This window comes from Vicinamibacteria bacterium (genome assembly GCA_035620555.1).
GTDB lineage: Bacteria > Acidobacteriota > Vicinamibacteria > Marinacidobacterales > SMYC01 > DASPGQ01.
This window is the reverse complement of record DASPGQ010000594.1, coordinates 1-18,918: the sequence shown is the minus strand read 5'-3', so window position 1 is coordinate 18,918 and position 18,918 is coordinate 1. Positions and strand designations below refer to the sequence as shown.

Genomic DNA, 18,918 nt, shown 5'->3' with positions numbered 1-18,918 from the left:
TGCTCGCTGAGGTACGTACCGTGCTCGATGCTGCGCACGCCGGCGTCGACGGCGGCGCGGCCTCCCTCGTCACCATGAGCGTGACACGCCACTGGAACGCCGCGTCGGGTCGCTTCGTCGACCACCGCCACGATCTCCTCTCGGGTCATCGTCTGCTTTCGCGGATCGGTATCGGGGAGCCCGGCGCGCTCGGTGGAAGTGATCTTGATCCAATCGACGCCACGCTCGAGGTTGGCGGCGGCAACTCGTCGAAAAGCATCGGGACCATGCACCCCCGTATAGAGGTCCGCGAGGGAGGGGTCATCGAGAAACAGGGGCTCCGCCGGGGTCGGTCTCACGTGATAGCCTGAGGCGAGCACTTCCGGCGAGGCAATGGTCCCCCGCTCCGCGAGCTCCCGAAGTCCCACATCAGCGAAGTTCGACGTGCCCATGCTGCGAACGGTCGTGATCCCCGAAAGGAGAGCCCGCCTGGCCTGAGCGGAGCTAGCGAGATGAACGTGGGCGTCGATGAGTCCCGGAAGGACATACTTGCCAGCGAGGTCGTACCGGCGGCCCGACGCGGGCGCGGCGCTCGCGGCAACGATTTCCACTATCCGTCCGTCGCGGACGACCACGGCCTGATTCTCGAGGGGATTCGGCGCCACCCCATCGATGACATTCGCGTTCGTGAGGACGATTTCCTCGGCGGGCGCGGTGGAACCGGAGAGCAATGCGGTGAGAACGAGAAGAAGCGCGTTGCGCATCATCGTCATCCCATCGTCGTGACTCGGGTCGGCTCGATCACGTACTTCACGCGGACCTCGTCCGCCGTGCGAAAAGGATACTTGTCCTTGCCCAGGTACTTCTTGGCCAGCCGGTCGATCTGCTCGTCGGCGCCTTCCTCGAGGATGGCAACGACCCGACCCCGGATCATCAAAGCCCGGTAGGGATTGTCGGGGTCGGTGGCCGATATGGCAACGCGACCATCCGCCCGGATATTGCGATCTTTGAGGCGGCCTTTCGCCGAGTTCACCAGCAGGCGATCGCCATCCCGCTCGATCCAAACCGGACTGACCTGAGGGCTGCCATCCTTCATTCGAGTCGCCAGATGGGCGAAGGTTTTCTTGTCCAGGATGTCTCGAAACCCGTCGGGAATCGCTGCCATCTCGTCCTCCGTCACCGATTCACGCTTTGGGCTCGGGCAGGGCGAAGGCCTTCGGCTCGTGCTGAAAGCCCTCGCGGTTGTGCGAGCCATCGCAAAACGGCTTGTTGCCGGACTGGCCGCAGCGGCAGAGGGAAAAAGCCTCACGCCCCCTGAGATCGTATGTATTCCCGTCGGCGTCTTTCAATACGACGTCCCCTTTGACGCGTAACGGCCCGTTCTTGAGCACCCAAATCTCAGCCATAGCCCTCTAGTATAATTCAACCAGAGGTTTGTGAAGTCATGGCCGATGATGACGCCCCCAAATCCGCGGTCGAGATTGCGATGGAGAAGCTTCGCGCGCGCGAGGGTTTCGAGGAAAAGAAGCTGAGCGACGATCAGAAAGCCGAGATCGCCGAGATCCGCAGTCGCTACCGCGCGAAGATAGCCGAGGCCGAGATTCATCACCAGTCGAAGCTCGCTGCCGTCACGACCCGTGAAGAGCTGGAATCGCTCGAGGGCGAGCTCGCTCGCGAGAGGGAGCGCCTCACCCGCGAGATGGAGAACAAAGTGGCGGAGGTCCGTTCCGGCGGTTGAGGCGATTGAGGCTCATCGTTTCCGCTATCGCTCTCACCACCATTCTGGCGTCTTGTGCGCAACCGCCGAGACGGGAGCTCGACATGACGCGAAAGCGACTCGCCGCCGCCATCGAGGTGGACGCGGACCTCTTCGCCCCCGAGCTACTCGACGAAGCCGAGACGTTTCTCGCCAAGGCGGAACTTCTGGCGCGAGACCGCGCGACCTACCGCGCTTCGATTCGCGCCGCGGCGCACGCGTGTCTACGGGCGGACGAGGCATTCGCGAAAGCGAGAGCCGCGAGGCGAACCGTCGTCGTGCGGCTCGAGCGCCTCCTCCACGAGCTCGATGGGCTTCTCGACATGGCTGCGAGTCGGGGAGCCCGGTCGACCCATGGGGACGAGCTTTTCCGATTGCGCGCCCGATACGAAGCTGTCCGAGACATCAAGAACGTCCTGACGGCTATGGAAGAGGCTTCCGCCCTCAAGCCCGAGCTGCTCGCATTCGAAAGGCGTTTTCGCCCTCGCTCGCAAGGGGAGTCTGAAACGGCACCAGCACGGTAATCAGGGCATCGATCACTTTCTAAAGTGCTCAATGCCGTGGCGGGACCCGTAATCGATCGTGCCGCCACGGCTCGGCCTTTGCGGCGCTTCGCGCCGATCTCGCAGCGGAAGTCTTGGCCGCCGCTCGGCAGGCTGGGCTGTACTTTTTCATCCGCCTGTTAGCTCTCGATCTCCGCGAAGTAGGTTCCCTCCGCCACCAGAACGGCTTCTCCCTCGACGACGACGTCTTCACCTCGGCGCCACTCTACCCTCATCGTGCCACCCTCACAGCGGACGAACAGAGGCGAATCGGCGAGTCCTTTCGCGATCGATGCCACGGCGGAGGCGGCCGATCCGGTCCCCGAAGAGGATGTTTCCCCGACTCCTCGCTCCCAGATGCCGACGCGGATCTCGCTCCGACCGACCACCTCGACCAGCTCCACGTTGGTCTTCTCGGGAAATCTCGGGTGGCTCTCCAGTAAGGGGCCCAGGGCTCGTAGCGACGAGCGATCCATCGCCTCGGTGAACAGGACACAATGAGGATTCCCGATCGAAACGATCGTGGCGACGACGTCTCGACCTTCGAGCTCGAAGGGCAGCTCGAGCTCCTGAACGCTCGGGGTTCCGAGGTTCGATCGGATGAGGAACCGGCATCCCCTGCGCTCGAGGACGGAGAGCTCCACGGTTCCGGCGTCGGTCTCGATCGCGAGTCCGTCTCCGGCAAGACCTCGCGAGTACAGAAACGCCGCGAGGCAGCGGACGCCGTTGCCGGAAATCTCCGCGGGGGAGCCATCGCGGTTGAAGAGTTTCATCGTCCTGCCGGCATAGAGAATCAGTCCGTCGCCACCGACGCCGCGATGTCGATCGCAGAGTGCGCGAGCTAGGCCCGCTCCCTCGCGAACCGAGACGGCGTCTCCAGAAACGAGCAGGAAGTCGTTGCCATAGGCTTCGGTTTTCGCGAAGGGTATGGACCTCACGCTGGAGATGCTAGCACCGTTCCACGACCTCGAACGGCCCGCGATCGGATGCCAACCGAATCGTACGAACAGAAACGCCACCGCGTCGTACGCACCGTGGACGAGGACGGGCACCGCAAGGTTGTCGGAGCGTTCGTATACCACGCCGAGGAACAAGCCGACCACCGTCGCCCACAGACCGAGCGGCAAGAGCGCCAGGCTGGGCCCGTGGACGAGACCGAAGACGAGGCTCGCGGCGACGAGGCCGATTCGGGGCTGAAGCATGCCACGGAAAAGAAGCTCTTCGGACAAGCCGGCTATCGCCGCGGCAACGAGGAGCTCGACGACGGAGACCCGGCGCACGAGCGGAAAGAGCACTTCGTCGAAAAAAGAGTAAACCGAAGGCGCCATCCGGAAACGCCGGCCGAGAGAAAAGAGCCCGAAGTTGAACACGGTGAGGCAAACCGTCAGCGCCAACGAAAGCACCAGGACTCGGCCATCGGCGTGGAACGGGATCGAGTCCTTGCCGGCTGCCGCCCAGGCGAGCGCCACGACCCCCAGGCCCAATTCCCCGAGTATGAGCCAGCGGAAGCCCGTCCCGCTCAACGTCGTTCGCGGTCCTGCACGAACATCGGAAACGTCGCCAGGTGGAATACCCGGGCGAGCCCCATGCCTTCGTCGACGAGGCGAAAGGTGAGCGCCCCGTCCGAGCTCTTGTAGACACCGCGATCGGTGCCGACGAGGATGTCGCTCGGGCCGACTTCCGCGGCGGGAACGGAAAAGGCGAGGATCGAGCGGTCTTGGAGCGCCTTCACCTCCTCCAAGGTCTCGCCCTCGTCGGAGGAAAGAAACAGCCCGTCCTCGGCACCGATGAGGAGCAGGCTGCGCCACCAGAACAAATCGCTGACCGTATTCTGATCGAGCTCGGCCTCTCCCACGGGCGCGAAATGAATGCCCCCATCGACGCTCTTGTGGAGCCCGCTTCGCCGCGTTCCCACGAAGACGGTGGGCTCGATGGCGAAGAACTGAGCGACCGCGAGTGATAGCAGGGGGGCGTCGGGAAGGTTCGCGCCGAGGCGTTCCCAACTCTCGCCGCCGTCCTTCGAACGGTAGAGCCCGGCGCCGCTCACCACGAAGAGCTCAGGGCCCGGCCATGACATGGCCCGCACTTCGCCGGTGACGAGATCCTCGCCCACCCTGGCCCATCTATGGCCGGCGTCTTTCGAGCGATAGAGGCCGTCCTTCGTTCCGACGAACAAGGTCGGCTCCAGATCGAACAGCCTTGCGGTGAGAAGCACCGTGACGTCGCGTCCGGGAAAGCTCGCGACCCGGAGGTAGGTCTCGCCGTAGTCCTCGGAGACGAACAAACCATCGGGGCCTCCGGCATAGACCTTCGGACCCAGGCAGACGAAGGCATGGAGGGCGCCGCTGAAGCCTCGCAGGTCGCCGTCTATTCGCGACCAATGCTCGCCCCAGCTGTAACTCAGGAAGGGGCCGATCTCAGTGGCGGCAAACAGACGTGAGATCACCGCCTCCTGCGGGGCTAAGAGCAACCAGATAGGGACGAGAAACGCGATCATTTGCTATCGACCAGGAGCGTCACCGGCCCGTCGTTGACGAGATGGACGCGCATGAGCGCGCCGAAACGACCCGTCTCGGTCACGAGACCTCGGTTCCGCAAGGCCGTGACGAACGCCCCGTAGAGCTTTCGCGCCACTTCCGGAGGGGCGGCGTCGACGAAGGAAGGGCGTTTGCCCTTGCGGCAGTCGCCCAGGAGCGTGAACTGGGAGACGACCAGCACGGCCCCTTCGATGTCGGTCACCGACAAGTTCATCTTTCCCGCGTGATCGGAAAAGATGCGGAGTCCGGCCACTTTCTCCGCCATCCAGGCCGCGTCCCGCTCGTCGTCGTCATCGGCCACACCGAGCAGAACGACCAGCCCGGGACCAATCTCCCCGACCGACTGCGCTTCGACCTCGACGCGCGCGGAAACCACCCGCTGGATGACCGACTTCATGCGCGCTCTGGGGGCATGCCCGGATGTTGACCACGTACACCGAAGGCTCTCAGGACATCGAGCAGCGAGCAGACTCCCTCCAAGTCGTGGATGTTGGCGCGGCTCACCACCGGCAGCAAGTCGTAGCCCGTCGTTCCCATCCGTTCGAGCGCGAGGTCGAGCGAATGATCGGCGTGCAGGTGGGCGAACGTGCGCCCGTCGAGAAGCACCGTCACCTTCGCATCGGCTCGCTCTTCGTCCAGCGCTCGTTCGAGCTGCGGCAGCGATACGACGCCGGAGACGCCGTTTCTATCCATCACCGGCCACGCCCTGAGACTGCTATGCCCGGCGCGCTCGATACACTCGGCTATGGTCATGTCCGTCGTGAAGGTCTCGCGCGGAGGACGCATGGCGATGCGTACCTGAAGATGGCGCTTCGCGCTCTCGGAGTGAGGCAGGTGAATGCCGTCCTGGAGCGCGAGCGCTTCATAGATAGGCTGACGCTGGAGTCGATAGGATACGAAAAAACTGATCAGGTTCGAGATCATGAGCGGCACGATGATGGCGTAATCGTGCGTGATCTCGAAGATCATGATGACGGAGACCATCGGGACCCGCAGGATGCCGGCGAAAGCGGTCCCCATGCCAACGAGGGCGTAGGCTCCCGGTGTAGCCGTATGGGCAGGAAACTGCGCGTGCGCCAGGCTTCCGACCGTGCCACCGACCATTGCTCCGATGAACAAGCTCGGGCCGAAGATACCGCCGGCGTTGCCCGATGCGTAGCACACCGCCGTCGCGACGAGGGAGAGCCCCATGAGGATCACCATGTGGGTCCAGTCGAGCTGCCCGTTCAGCGCTTCGCCCACGGTGTGGTAGCCGAATCGAAAGACACCGGGAAGCGAGAAAGCCAGCACCCCAACGACCAGACCGCCCGCGGCGGGCTGAATCCATCTCGTCTTCCGCGGCATGCGCAGGAACCGCTCCCGCAGGCGCAGCATCAGCTTGACGAATGCCACCGAGACGAGACCTCCGACCACGCCCAGGACCGCGTAGACGATGAACTCCGACGGGTGGACGACTTCGTAAGCGGGAACATGGAACAGCGGCTCGTCGCCGAGGAACAGGCGGAGGACGAGCCACGAAGTCGCCGCGCTGATGACCACCGATCCCAGAATCGGAGCGTGCAGGTTCCCCATGATCTCTTCGAGGGCAAAGAGAACGGCGGCAATGGGTGTATTGAAAGCCGCGGCCAGCGCCGCGGCGGCACCCACGGGAACGAGCATTTGCAGCTTCTCTTGCGGAAGTCCCAGGTGACGGCCGATGACGGAGGCGATCCCCCCTCCGATTTGCACCGAAGGTCCCTCGCGGCCGAGCGCGATGCCGCTCGCGAGCGTCATCGCCGAGGTGACGAACTTTCCCACCGTGGTTCGAAGCGAGATATGACCTTGCCGGGCAAAGAGGGCGGCTTTCGTCTGAGGCACGCCGCTTCCCCGGGCGTCGGGAAAGAATCGGTACAGGAGGTAACCCACGATCAGGGTGGCGACGATCGGGGTTACGAGAAGACGCCATCGCGGACCGCCTTCGGCGTAGAGTGCCGCTTCGATGGAATCGGTGACCACGATGAAGGACACGATCACCAAGCCCACCAAAGCTCCGATGACGAGAGTGAGAACCAGGAACACCTGGTTCTCGTTCCGTATCATGAGCTCACGTGTGCGCTCTTGGACTCGGTGCGTCCATTGGGTGATGCGGCTCACGAACAGGCCATTATATCGTGGCCGTTTCGAAGCGCTTCTCTAGCTCAGCTTTCTCAGGATGGTGAGAATCTCTTCGGAGCTGGGGCGGTCGGCGGGATCCTTGTTCAGACAGCTCATGACGATCTGGTCGAGCCCCCGAGGGATCTCGGGCCTGAGTTTCGTCAACGGCTGGGGCGTGCTGTGCACGTGATGGTACAGCACTTCGCCATCGACGAAGGGGGGCTCGCCCGAAAGAAGGTGGTACACGGTGCCGCCGAACGCGTAGAGATCGGTGCGATAATCGATGGCCTTTCCCAGGATTTGCTCGGGGGACATGTACAGGGGCGTTCCGCTCGCCCTTTCGCTCCCCAACACTTTGGCCTGTCTCAGCACTTTCGCGAGCCCGAAATCCATGATCTTGACGACGCGATTCGACGAGAGCATGACATTCGACGGCTTGATGTCGCGATGCACCACGCCCTCGCCGTGGGCATGGGCGAGGGCTTTCAACACACCGACGACGAAGTGAAGAACCGTGGGCACATCGAGCCGTAACTCGCGCTGCAGCATGTCGAAGTAGGACTCCCCGGCAACGAACTCCATGGCGATGAACAGACAATTCCGGTCGCGATCGACGTCCATGTCGTAGACGGTCACGATGTTGGGGTGGTTCAGCTGCGCAGCGGATTGGGCCTCTCGCAGAAAGCGATTGCGGACGTCCTGGACCTCCATGAACTGCTCCATGAGCATCTTGTAGGCCACGATCCGGTTGAGCCGCGTGTCCCGAGCGCGATAGACCACGCCCATCCCCCCTGCCCCGAGCTTCTCGATGAACTCGTATCGGCTTCCTATGTCGAGAGCACCGGCGGTTTGCAGGACTTTGCGCGGAGGCACGTAGACGTCCTGGGCGAGTTTCCTCTCGATGTCCTGCAGCCGGGCGACGCAATCGCGGTAGCCGTAGCTTTCGGCGATGACCTTCTTGAGGATGTCAGCAGCCGAGGCCAAATCGCCCATCTGCTCCGAAGCCACGGCTAGAGTGTAAAAAACGCTCACGTTGTCGGCCGAGAGCGCCATCTTGGCCAGCGCTTTCTTCAATTTCTCCACGGCGACACCAGGGAGGTCCCGCTCGATGAAGCATTCCGCGAGCTCGACGAGTGCTTCGCGATAGTGCGGGTCCGCGGGCGACACCTTCTGCAGATAATCGATCGCCAGATCGGAAAGTCCTGCATCCCGGGCGACGTGCGCCGCTCGGTAGAAGGCGCCCGCCTCGGCGTACATCCGCGTGGCCTGCTCGAGATCATCGATCATCTCGTACAATGCCGCCGCTTTCTGATATTCCTGGCAGCGAGCGAACATCTCCGCGCCCCGATCGAACTGTTTGACCCGCTCATAGGCCTCCGCCGCCTGGCGATGAGCACCACAGTGTTCGTAGCATCGCGCTGCGTCGAGATAGTTTCCCGCCTCTTCATAGACTTCGGCGGCGCGCAAGGGGTCGCCTCCCAGGAGGAACTGCACCGCTGCCTCGTTCTTCTGGTCGTTCTTGTAGAGCCACTCGCCCCGCATTTGAGCGGCCCGAACCCGGTCTCCCGCCTGAGCGTAGACGTCGGCCGCCTGGTCCACCGCACCGGCGCGTTGGTAGAGGTCGGCGGCCTTGACGTGGCGATTGAGTTTCAGATAAAGGGCTGCGGCCTCCTCCCATTGCTCGCCTCGCTCGAGCACTTCGGCCGCCTGTTCGTGGAGCCCGGCCCGCTCGAAGGCTTGACCCGCGAGTCGACAGTACTTGGTGAACTCAGCGTGATCGGCCGGCGAGCGCGTGGTAACGAGGCTTCCGAAGCGATCCTCGAGATAACGGCGGTAGTTCTCGCCCGCTCGGCGGTTGTCACCGGACTGCGCGCAGACCTCGGCGGCCTTGAGGAAGTGCCCAATGCGCTCGAAGATGGATGCGGCCTCGGTGAGCGCGCCGGACTGCACGAGGAGCCGGGCGGCATCGTAGTTCTGCCCGTGCCCCTGGTATAGACGGGCGGCATCCCGGAATCGTCCGTCCTCTTCGAAAATCTTGGCAGCGCGCTGCCAGTCGGAAGCCGAGGAGTCCGGCTTCGAGGCGCTCGCCCCCACGGGCGCACCTTTTCTTCCGAGGCCCAGAAGCTTCTTCCAACCGGCCCCTCCTCTGGCCATCCCAAAAAGGACGAACGTCAGGACCGCGACGACGGAGTCGAAAAGTTCGGAAGACAGCGTGGATGTGCCTCGTAAACAGCTGTTTCTAATAATTATACAGATCCACCTGCTCTTTGGTACCCGCTCGCGCCATAGCCGACGGCGACCGATACGCCCGCGCCCACGAGGTTGTAGTAGAGAAAGGATACATCGGTCAGCCATGAGACGAGCTGGACGGCAACGATTCCCACGAGTACCCCCGCGAAGGCCCCGTGGCCGTTCGTCCGCCTCGTACCCACGGCCAAGATGAAGACGCCGAGAATCGGCCCGTAGAAGTTCGAGCCGATGACGTTCACCGCCTCGATCACCGAACCGAGGCGTCCCATGTACAGCGCAAACAGGGTGGCCACGGCTCCCCAGAAGAGGGTGGCGACCCGGCTCACGCGCAGGTAATGGCTGTCTTCGCCCACCGGCCGAACGTAACGCCGGTAGAAATCGACGACGGTCGCCGAGGAGAGCGCCGTGAGCTCCGACTCCACGGTGGACATCGCGGCGGCGAAGATGGCGACGAGGATGAGCCCCACGACCCCGACGGGAAGCCTCGTTAGCACGAACGTCGGGAAGACGTAGTTGGTGTCGTTGAACGGAGCCTGCTCGACGTCTTCGATGAGCGAGATGACCTCGGCACGCACCCCGTGTAAACGCGTGTCAGCCGCCACGAAGGCCTCACGGGCAGGCCCATCCCCCTCCGAGATCGAGAACTCCAGCGCTGCCGCTCTCCTGGCTTCGAACGCCTCATCGTATTGCTCGGTAAGTCGCCCGGCCTCGGGAAGCGTCGCTATTCGTTCGAGCGCCACGGGATTGAAAACCACCGGGGGTTTCTCGAACTGGTAGTAGACGAACAGGAGGGCGCCGGTGAGAAGGATGACGAATTGCATCGGGATCTTGACCAGCGCATTGAACAGAAGCGAGAGACGGCTTTCGCCGAGTGAGCGCGCGGTGAGATACCGCTGGACCTGGCTCTGGTCGCAACCGAAATACGAGAGCATCAAGAAGGTGCCACCGAGGAGCCCACTCCAGAACGTGTAGGTCACGGTCGGGTCGAAAGTGAAATCCACGGTCTCGGTTCTCCCGGTGGCGCCGGCCAATCGCACAGCGGAGAGGAAGGAGACGTCGCCCGGAAGGCCGGCGACGACGGCTCCGAGGGCGAAGAGAATCCCGAAGAGGATGATCAACATCTGCCACATCTCGACCCACATCACCGCCCGCATTCCACCGAGAGCCGTGTAGATGGTGGCTCCCGCGCCGATGGCGAGGATGATGAGCTCTTCATCGATGCCAAAGACGATCGCGAGCACGACCGACGGGGCGTAGATGACGATGGCGTCCGATAGCGCCCGGTTCAGGAGAAACAGGAGGCTCGTGAGGCTGCGCGTCTTTCCATCGAAACGATTCTCGAGATACTCGTAGGCGGTATAGACGCGCGCCCGATAGAAGAACGGGACGAGGGTGGCGCAGAGGATGACCATGGCGATGGGAAGACCGAAGTAGATCTGGACGAACCGCATGCCGTCGATGTAACCCTGGCCGGTCGTTCCCACGAGGGTGATGGCGCTCGCCTGAGTCGCCATGACCGAAAGCGCGATCGCGTACCAGGGCATCGCGCGGCGGGCGAGAAGGAAGTCCTCGATACCCCGGTTGCCGCGTCCGGTGCGATATCCGATGAAGCCAATGAGCCCGAAATACAAAACCACGACCAGCCAATCGACCGGATGCATCAACGAGCGCAAGTCGAGAAGAGGACGAGCAAGAGATAGACGAAGAGGGTATTGGCGAGGACGACGACGTAGAAGCGCTTCCACGTCCCGAACAAGGGTGCGCGGTCGCGTTTCTCGTCGTCGGGCTGGTTTACCATTGCTCGGGTGCGTGGCATTATAGCCGCTCGTGAGGAAAGCCAAATGACACGCCGCTCGTGGATCGTCGTCACGCTCTGCTTGGTTCCTTTGTCCGTCGCCCAGGCCCAGCTCGAGCCCATCGTCGAGGACCGAGGCGCCTCCGGGCTCGCCCTCCAGCTTCGCAAGCTCGCCGCAGGAGCGACCTTCCTGCACACGACCGCTCATCCCGATGACGAGGACAACGGTCTTCTGGTGATGTTGAGTCGCGGTCGCGGACTTCGCACGTCGCTCCTCACCGTCACCCGGGGCGACGGAGGCCAGAACGAGATCGGATCCGAGCTCTTCGAAGCGATCGGCATCCTCCGCACCGAAGAGCTCATGGCGATGCACCGGGTCGACGGCGCCGACCAGTACTTCACCCGGGCCTACGAGTTCGGCTACTCCTTCAGCGTCGAAGAGACGCTCGAGAAATGGGGCGAGGAGGAGATCCTCGGGGACATCGTGCGCCTGATACGGATGATACGTCCAGACGTCGTGGTCTCGCTTCCTCCGGAAGGTGAAGGCGGCGGCCAGCACCATCAGACCTCGGCGCTACTGACCCGGGAGGCGTTCTCCGCCGCCTTCGACCCCGATCGGTTCCCCGAGCAGATTGCCGAGGGGCTCCAACCGTGGCAGCCACTCAAACTCTACTCACGCACCCGCGTCGGACCGGGTCGGGAGCCGGATGCGGCGTCGGGCAACGCCGACGCACACGTCGTTCGCATGGACACCGGGATCTACGATCCCATTCTCGGTCGTTCTTACCACCAGATGGGCGCCGAAGCACGAGCCAACCACAGGTGTCAGGGGATGGGGCAGCTTCGCGCCGCCGCCGGAGCACACGACTCGCTCTGGAAGCTCGAAGACGCCCGCATCGAGATCGACGAGAACGAGCAGGATCTCTTCGACGGTATTCCGATGGGTATCGAGAGGATCAAGAGCTTCACCAGCGCCGCCTTCGTTCACGAAGCGCTCGATGCCATCGCCGCCGAAGTCGAAGCCGCGCAAGACGCCCTCCTGCCAACCGAGCCCTGGAAGACGCTTCCCCCGTTGCGTCGCGGCCTTCATGCGATTCGTGCGCTACGGTCGGAAATCGGGCGGGCAGCGGAGCTTTCCGACGAAGAGCGGTTCGAGCTCGAGCACCGGCTCGCCCCCAAGGAAGAGGACTTCGAGCGGGCCATCGCCCTCGCCCACGGGCTGGTCGTCGCTCCGACGACGCCGAGAGGAGAGGTGACGCGCGGCTCGACATTCCGCGTCGACATCGGAGTCACCAATCCGAGCCCCGAGCCGATCGAGCTCATCGAGGCGAAAGTGGAGGTACCGGCGGGGTGGCGCGTGACGCCCGTCGACGAAGAAAAGCGACCTTTCCCCTCGATGCCGGCATCGCTCGCGACGAACGCGACGCTCACCGCGGGTTACGACGTCGTCGTCGGCTCCGATGCCGTCTACGACCGGCCGTACTGGGCTCGTCCCGACGGGCCGGTGGACCGCTTCGTCTTCAACGAGCCGGAGCATTTCGGCCTTCCCTGGAGACCGCCGGTGGTCACGTCCCGAGTCGTTTTTCGCTCGGGCGACGTCGAGGTGAGCTCGTCGAAAGCGGTGCAGCACCGCTACGAGGGTCGCTGGGTTGGCGACGAGAAGCAAAAGGTGGTTTCGGTCCTACCTCTGGTCTCGGTTACGCTGTCACCCTCGGTCGTCGTCTTCCCAACGGGGGCCGATGACAAGACGCGGCCCGTCTCGGTCACCGCGCTCTACAAGGGAACGAATCCCGTGGACGGCACGCTCGCGCTCGAGCCGCCCTCAGGCTGGAGCGTTTCTCCGAAGCACGCGGCACTTCATTTCGAGCGGGAAAACCAGGCCGTTACGGTGCGGTTCGACATGACGCCTCCGGAGAACGTGACGAGCGGAACCTACGGAGTGAAAGCGGTCGCCCGTTTGGACGAGAACGAGTTCCGTGAAGGCGTCCAGACGATCGCTTACCACCACATCCAGACGCGGTACCTCTTCCATCCCGCCGAAGCGCGGATCGAAGCGCTCGACCTGCAGGTCGCACCGGTAAGCGTCGGCTACGTGATGGGGGTGGGGGACGAGGTGCCGGTGGCGATCCGCCAGCTCGGCGCAAAGCTCGTGTTCCTCGACGAGGAGCAGCTCGCCGAGGGCGACCTGTCTCAATATGACGTCATCATGACCGGTGTCCGTGCTTATGAGAACCGCCTCGACTTGAGGGCTTACAACCGGCGACTGCTCGACTACGTGGCGGAAGGGGGCACGCTTCTCGTCCAGTACAACAAGTTCGAGTTCAACGAGGCGCAGTGGGGACCTTATCCGAAGAAAGTAAGCCGTAACCGGGTCACCGTCGAGGAGGCGCCCATAGAGATCCTGGTTCCCGATCACCCCGTTTTCAACCAGCCCAACAAAATCACGGAAGAGGACTGGGACGGGTGGGTCCAGGAACGCGGTCTGTACTTTCTCGAGGAAGAGGGAGACCCCCGATATCGGGACCTTCTCGCCTCGGAGGATCCCTGGGAATACAACCGGGGCGTCAAGAAGGGCCTGCTGGTCGAAACCGAGTACGGGAAGGGACGCTGGATGTACGTCGGACTCGGGTTTTTCCGCCAGCTGCCGGCGGGAGTCCCTTCGGCGTACAAGCTGTTCGCGAACCTGCTGAGCCTAAAGGACGCGTCCACTTCGGCGGGTGAGTAAGGGCGGATATCGCCGAGAGAGCATCGGGCTCGTTCTCGGCCCGCTGGTATTCACGGCTCTGCTTCTCTTGCCGCTCGGCGAAGTTCCCCAACCGGCACAGCGCATGATGGCGGTAGCCGCACTGATGGCCATCTTCTGGGTGAGCGAGGCGATCCCGCTCGCCGCGACCTCCCTCTTTCCCCTGGCGCTGTACCCCGTGCTCGGCCTTGGCTCGGCGTCCGAATCCTCCGCCCCCTACGCCAACCACCTCGTGTTCCTGTTCCTTGGAGGCTTCATGCTGGCCCAGGCGATGCAGCGGTGGGGCCTGCACCGGCGAATGGCGCTCCAGATCGTCCGATGGGTCGGTACTTCCCCATCGCGCCTCGTGCTCGGCTTCATGTGCGCCTCGGGGTTCCTCTCGATGTGGGTTTCCAACACCGCAACGGTGGCCATGATGATGCCCATCGGCTTCGCCGTCGTTCAACAAGCCGCCGAGACCGTGGGTCGCGAATCGAAGATCGACGTCCGGCCCGGCCGTTTCCATTTCGGAGTCGACCTCATGCTCGGGATCGCCTACGGCTCTTCGATCGGAGGGGTCGCGACGTTGATCGGGACGCCGCCCAACGTCCTCCTCGCGGGAACGATGGCCGAGACCCACGGCATCGAGATCTCTTTTCTGAAGTGGCTCGCCTTCGGTCTTCCCCTGAGCGCCGTGTTCCTGCCTCTTACCTGGTTGTGGCTCACGAAGATTGTTTTTCCGCTCGAGATCGACTCGATTCCCGGCGGCGGAGAGCAAATCGAAGTCGCGATGCGGCGACTCGGACCGTTGACAACGCCGGAGAAGCGGCTCGCAGTCGTGTTCGGACTGACCGCCGCCGCCTGGACGTTCGCTCCCATCTGGACCGCGTGGATCCCGACGGGTGATCTCGTCACTGACTCGACCATCGCCATGATTGCCACGGTGTTGCTGTTCGTGCTACCCGCGGGAAACGGCGAGCGGCTTCTCGATTGGGAAGCGGCTTCGAAGCTCCCGTGGCATGTCGTGCTCTTGTTCGGAGGGGGATTCTCCCTCGCGGCCGGATTCGAGCGAAGCGGCCTTTCGACCTGGGTGGGGGAAGGTCTCATCGCGTTCGAGCGGGCGCCCCTTCTCCTGTTCATCGTCGTCGTAGTGACACTCTTGGTGACTTTGACCGAGTTCGCCTCCAATACCGCCTCGGCCGCGATGTCCATACCGCTCCTCGCGGCGACGGCCGATACCATGGGTATCTCGCCGCTCCTTCTCGCGATCCCGGCGACCGTCGCCGCCTCGTGCGCTTTCATGCTCCCAGCGGCCACGCCGCCCAATGCGATCGTGTTCGGAACGGGCTATTTCACCGTGCCGCAGCTCGCAAAGGCCGGAATCGGCGTGAATCTGCTCGGCATCGTGCTCGTGAGCCTCTTCACGTGGTTTCTGGCTCGCCCGATCTTCGGGATCTGAGCGATGTTTTGGTGATGGCTCACCGTCACGGCGTCGCTGGCGGAGGAACGCGGCGCTTCGTCGCCTGCTCGAATGCGTAGGCGAGCTCGATGAGACGAGGCTCGCTGCAGGACGGGCCGGTGAAGCTCACGCCGAAAGGCGCGGGACGAGCATCGAATCCCCCGGGGAAATCCGGAGTCGCGGCATTGGGCGCCCGGCCGAAGGGGACGATCACCGTGGGATAGCCGGGCCGGGCCGCGATCGAAGCGCCGCTCGCGCCGGGGAAGAGCAGCGCGTCGAGCTGATTCGCCTGCATCACCTCGTCGATGCCATGGGATCCCGCAAGCTCGAGATCCCTTCTTCGATCCACCTCATAGCGAGTCCTGTCGACGGCGAGGTCGATCTCGTCGGAGATGTCGAGGCGAGATTGCGCGTACTTGATGGCGTTTTCGGGAGCACGGGCCAGGTTGAAAAACCGCAGCTCGCTTAGAGTTTTGACCGGTGCGGTCGGTCCTAGACTCGCAAGCCAAGCGTTGAAGTCGCGCTTCATGCCGTACTTGAGAACGATCGAGCACTCCGAGTCGTGGCCTTTGCGCTCGTCGATGCCCGCGCAAGAGCTCCAGGTCAGAAAGTTTCTCTTGGGGTCGGAGTCCACGATGCTCGGAATGTCAGCGGGGTCGACGATGACGGCGCCCTCCTTCTTCAGTATCTCGATGGCCTCGGCCATCAGCGCCGCTCGATCGGAGTCCAGACCGCCTCGCGAATCGGTCTCGGCGGGAAGCGTGACTGCATCGTAATAGAACGCACGAGGAATTCCGATTCGCGCGCCCATGAGCCCCTCTCGCCTCAGAAACGCCGTGTAGTCCCGGTTGGGTGGCGGCGTGCACGTGGTCGTGGCCGGGTCATTCGGGTCCGGCGATGGGCTCTCGAGCGCCCCGAGCAGGATGGCGGCGTCGGTGACCGTCCGCGCCATCGGCCCCGCGGTGTCCTGATCGGCTGTGATCGGAATGACGCCGTATCGGCTGATGCGGCCCACGGTCGGCTTGATGCCCACGAGCATGTTCTGGTTCGAGGGGCTCAAGATGGACCCCGACGTCTCGGTGCCAACGTTGGCCGCCCAGAAGCTCGTCGCCGTCCCGATTCCCGAGCTCGACCCGCCGGTTCCGAGTGCTGGCCGTCCATCGTCGAAACCGCGGCGCGGATCCGGACGAGGATCGTACGGGTTCATCCCGAAACCACCGAGAGCGCTGTAATTGCCCGGCATCGGGCTCGGTGCCCCGGCCACCCAGTTGGCGAGCTCGGTGAGAACCGTCTTGGCGAGAATGATGGCACCGGCGTCCCTCAGGTTCTTCGTCAGCGTCGCCTCATAGGGCGGCGTGAAGTTCTCGAACGCAAGGGCCCCGCCCGTCGTCGGCACGCTGGTCGTGTGAATGTTGTCCTTGAGAGCCAAGGGAATTCCGTGGAGCGGGCCACGATCTCTACCCTCGGCTCTCTCTCGATCGAGTGCATCCGCCTCGGCGAGCGCCGTCCGGCTCACCGTCATGACCGCATTCACCGTATCTTCGTAGTAGGCGATTCGCGCAAGATAGAGGAGCACGAGCTCTCTCGAGGTCACGCGTCCGTCTCGAAGCGCGGTCTGCAGATCCGGGATCGTGGCTTCGACCACGTCGAAGCCGTGTGGCTCGGAATCGGGCGTTTGGGCGTTCAGGGTCGTGACCGAAATCGCCATGGACAACAGCAACGCTCGTCGCATCGTCGTTTCCCTCGCGAAAGCGGGGATGATGAGTCAGTTTCCCGCGGGAGTCAAAGGCGCCGGGCGTCACCCGTCATCGGACCAATCGCGTTTCTCACCTTTACCCGAGCGCTCCTCCGCCTCGGCGACCCAACCCCGGCGGAGCTCGGCGGCGGGTACGCTCGACAAATAAGGCTTGATGTCCAGGATCGGCGTCCCGTCCAGCATGTCGAGGCCACGCACGCGCAGGCTCGCACCGTCCCTTCCGAGAAGGCGGACGACGGTCAGTCCGATGGGATTCGGTCGCCGCGGCGAGCGCGTGGAGAAGACGCCGTGAGGACGATCGTCACTTGGAGGGCAGGTTACGAGGTCGAATCCCTCGGCTCGGTGGAACTGCCAGATGACGAACAGATGGGAGAAGCCCTCGATATCCCGGAGGCCATCGGCGAGCTCGGGGAGAAGCTCGAGGGTGCCCTCGGAGGTGTGCGTCGCTCCCACGCCCCGAGGTATCTGCGAAGTTTCCGAGAACGGGCTCCGCACGAAGCCGATGGGTTGCAGGCGGACGCTCTCGCTCGCCATCCTAAGAGTGTTCAATGCCGTTGGCGGGACCTGCGATCGTCCGGCCGCCACGGCTCGGGCTGCTTACGGCGCGGCAAGCGCGCCGGGCTCGCTCCGCTCGCGCAGGGTGGGCCGATTTCTTCATCACCCTGCTGACTAGAGGGAGATGATGAGACCCCCGACGAAGTGGGCCTGCCAAAACGTCGATGCGCGCTCGAACGACGTGCAACCGAAGACTCCACAGGCGAAATCCTGTTCTCCACCACCGGCACGCGTCCCGAAGACGCGAGCATCGAATCGAAACCCGAGCCGCCGGCTGAACTTGGATCGAAAACCGGCCCCGAGGGAGAAGGAGAACTTCGTCACCGAGGAGGCGTCGGGCACATCAGGATTGAACAAGCCCACGCCCGCACCCCCGGCGGCATAGGCGCTAAACGACTCGTTGCCACCACCGTAGAGAACGCCGGCGTGGATGTAATCGATCCCGGCGTCGAACAGAGGGTCGCCCGCGGACGATGCCGGGACATTCTCCGCCGGAGGTCCGATCGTGGGCGCTTCTCCTTGAAGAACTTTCGAGCGCTGATGGGTCCAGAGGACTTCGATCTTCAGAAACTCGGTGAGACCGTAGTCGAAGAAGATTCCGTAGCTTCCGGAATCCTCGACTTCGAGGATCACGTTGTCGGTCTCTTCCCCGGTTCGGAAGGCACCGTTCGCTCGGAGGCCGTAGAAGGGAGTGATCTCGATCGCCGGCTGTGCCGTGAGTATCTCTGCCGACGCCAGCCATGCGATTACAGCGGGGAGTAGGATCTTCAGCGACATGGGATGCGGTCTCCTGGCCATAGAATCGCTGTGGAGTTTATCGCATTCCGCGGAACCGCCGCGCGGAATCAGTCCGCTCAACGATATTGACGCGCCTGCATCTCGAACAGAGCGGCGTACGATCCCGAGCGGCCGAGCAGTTGCTCGTGAGTACCGCTCTCGGTGATCCTTCCGCCGTCCAGTACGCAGATACGATCGGCGAGTCGAACCGTGGAGAAACGATGGCTGATGAGGACGGCGGTCTTCTCGCGGGTCAACTCCTGAAACCGCTGGAACAAGGCAAGCTCCGCCCTCGCATCGACGGAGGCGGTCGGCTCGTCGAGCACGATGACCTGCGCATCGCGAAAAAAACCTCTGGCGAGCGCCACTTTCTGCCACTCGCCCACGCTGAGCTCTTCACCGTCGACGAACCATTTGCCGAGCACGGTATCGTAGCCGTTCTTCAAACGACGCAAGAACTCATCGGCGCCCGAGCGTTCCGCAGCGCGATCGACCCCGGGGTCGCCGGGGGCGAGGTGGATGTTTCCGAGCCAGATGTTCTCCCGGGCGGTGAGATAGTAGGGAACGTAGTCCTGGAAGACGACGCTTATGGCTCGGCGCAATTCCTCGGTCGAAAACTCGCGAAGATCCACACCATCGATCGTGATTCGACCCCGG

The 18,918-nt window shown here is 63.5% G+C and carries 18 protein-coding genes; 4 read left to right on the top strand and 14 right to left on the bottom strand.

Annotation, left to right across the window (positions count from 1 at the left end):
• From VEK15_24255 to VEK15_24245, 3 genes are all read right to left on the bottom strand, one after another.
• The coding region (locus VEK15_24255; GenBank protein HXV63835.1) for an amidohydrolase family protein at nt 1-746 on the bottom strand (746 nt) is incomplete at its 3' end.
• Nucleotides 747-748: 2 nt separating this feature from the next.
• Nucleotides 749-1,144, bottom strand: coding sequence for a PPOX class F420-dependent oxidoreductase (locus tag VEK15_24250; protein HXV63834.1), 396 nt, complete (start codon nt 1,142-1,144; stop codon nt 749-751).
• 19 nt (nt 1,145-1,163) lie between these two features.
• Nucleotides 1,164-1,385 carry a CDGSH iron-sulfur domain-containing protein gene (locus tag VEK15_24245; protein HXV63833.1) on the bottom strand — a complete coding sequence of 74 codons (222 nt, stop codon included), beginning with the start codon at nt 1,383-1,385 and terminating at the stop codon, nt 1,164-1,166.
• 38 nt (nt 1,386-1,423) lie between these two features.
• On the opposite strand from VEK15_24245, the gene VEK15_24240 reads away from it, so the two are divergent.
• Together VEK15_24240 and VEK15_24235 are read left to right on the top strand one after the other, a co-directional pair.
• Nucleotides 1,424-1,717, top strand: coding sequence for a hypothetical protein (locus VEK15_24240; protein HXV63832.1), 294 nt, complete (start codon nt 1,424-1,426; stop codon nt 1,715-1,717).
• Between the two features lie 83 nt (nt 1,718-1,800).
• Nucleotides 1,801-2,259 (top strand): hypothetical protein, encoded by a 459-nt coding sequence (locus tag VEK15_24235; protein HXV63831.1) that lies wholly within the window; start codon nt 1,801-1,803, stop codon nt 2,257-2,259.
• A 158-nt stretch (nt 2,260-2,417) separates the two neighbouring features.
• On the opposite strand, the gene dapF is transcribed toward VEK15_24235, so the two are convergent.
• From dapF to VEK15_24200, 7 genes are all read right to left on the bottom strand, one after another.
• Nucleotides 2,418-3,800, bottom strand: a complete 1,383-nt coding sequence (dapF, locus tag VEK15_24230; GenBank protein ID HXV63830.1) for a diaminopimelate epimerase — start codon at nt 3,798-3,800, stop codon at nt 2,418-2,420.
• A complete protein-coding gene (locus tag VEK15_24225) occupies nt 3,797-4,723 on the bottom strand; it encodes a hypothetical protein (GenBank protein HXV63829.1) in 927 nt (308 codons plus the stop codon). The genes dapF and VEK15_24225 overlap by 4 nt, the downstream gene beginning before the upstream one ends.
• 47 nt (nt 4,724-4,770) lie before the next feature.
• The gene (gene dtd, locus VEK15_24220; GenBank protein HXV63828.1) at nt 4,771-5,211 is read right to left on the bottom strand and encodes a D-aminoacyl-tRNA deacylase; all 441 of its coding nucleotides are present in this window, start codon (nt 5,209-5,211) and stop codon (nt 4,771-4,773) included.
• On the bottom strand, nt 5,208-6,947 hold the full coding sequence (locus VEK15_24215; GenBank protein ID HXV63827.1) for a chloride channel protein: 1,740 nt from the start codon (nt 6,945-6,947) through the stop codon (nt 5,208-5,210). The genes dtd and VEK15_24215 overlap by 4 nt, the downstream gene beginning before the upstream one ends.
• Nucleotides 6,948-6,986: 39 nt before the next feature.
• Nucleotides 6,987-9,101, bottom strand: a complete 2,115-nt coding sequence (locus VEK15_24210) for a protein kinase (protein HXV63826.1) — start codon at nt 9,099-9,101, stop codon at nt 6,987-6,989.
• 92 nt (nt 9,102-9,193) lie between these two features.
• Complete coding sequence (locus VEK15_24205; protein ID HXV63825.1) at nt 9,194-10,858, bottom strand: sodium:solute symporter; 1,665 nt, start codon at nt 10,856-10,858, stop codon at nt 9,194-9,196.
• Nucleotides 10,858-11,013 carry a hypothetical protein gene (locus VEK15_24200; protein HXV63824.1) on the bottom strand — a complete coding sequence of 52 codons (156 nt, stop codon included), beginning with the start codon at nt 11,011-11,013 and terminating at the stop codon, nt 10,858-10,860. Before VEK15_24200 ends, VEK15_24205 begins: the two co-directional genes overlap by 1 nt.
• 25 nt (nt 11,014-11,038) lie before the next feature.
• On the opposite strand from VEK15_24200, the gene VEK15_24195 reads away from it, so the two are divergent.
• Together VEK15_24195 and VEK15_24190 are read left to right on the top strand one after the other, a co-directional pair.
• The gene (locus VEK15_24195) at nt 11,039-13,717 is read left to right on the top strand and encodes a PIG-L family deacetylase (GenBank protein HXV63823.1); all 2,679 of its coding nucleotides are present in this window, start codon (nt 11,039-11,041) and stop codon (nt 13,715-13,717) included.
• Nucleotides 13,710-15,173, top strand: coding sequence for a DASS family sodium-coupled anion symporter (locus VEK15_24190; GenBank protein HXV63822.1), 1,464 nt, complete (start codon nt 13,710-13,712; stop codon nt 15,171-15,173). The genes VEK15_24195 and VEK15_24190 overlap by 8 nt, the downstream gene beginning before the upstream one ends.
• Nucleotides 15,174-15,198: 25 nt before the next feature.
• On the opposite strand, the gene VEK15_24185 is transcribed toward VEK15_24190, so the two are convergent.
• From VEK15_24185 to VEK15_24170, 4 genes are all read right to left on the bottom strand, one after another.
• A complete protein-coding gene (locus VEK15_24185; GenBank protein ID HXV63821.1) occupies nt 15,199-16,905 on the bottom strand; it encodes an amidase family protein in 1,707 nt (568 codons plus the stop codon).
• Between the two features lie 66 nt (nt 16,906-16,971).
• A complete protein-coding gene (tsaA, locus tag VEK15_24180; protein HXV63820.1) occupies nt 16,972-17,463 on the bottom strand; it encodes a tRNA (N6-threonylcarbamoyladenosine(37)-N6)-methyltransferase TrmO in 492 nt (163 codons plus the stop codon).
• A 135-nt stretch (nt 17,464-17,598) separates the two neighbouring features.
• Complete coding sequence (locus tag VEK15_24175) at nt 17,599-18,261, bottom strand: outer membrane beta-barrel protein (protein ID HXV63819.1); 663 nt, start codon at nt 18,259-18,261, stop codon at nt 17,599-17,601.
• A gap of 77 nt (nt 18,262-18,338) precedes the next feature.
• On the bottom strand, nt 18,339-18,918 hold a 580-nt coding region (locus tag VEK15_24170; GenBank protein ID HXV63818.1), incomplete at its 5' end, for an ABC transporter ATP-binding protein.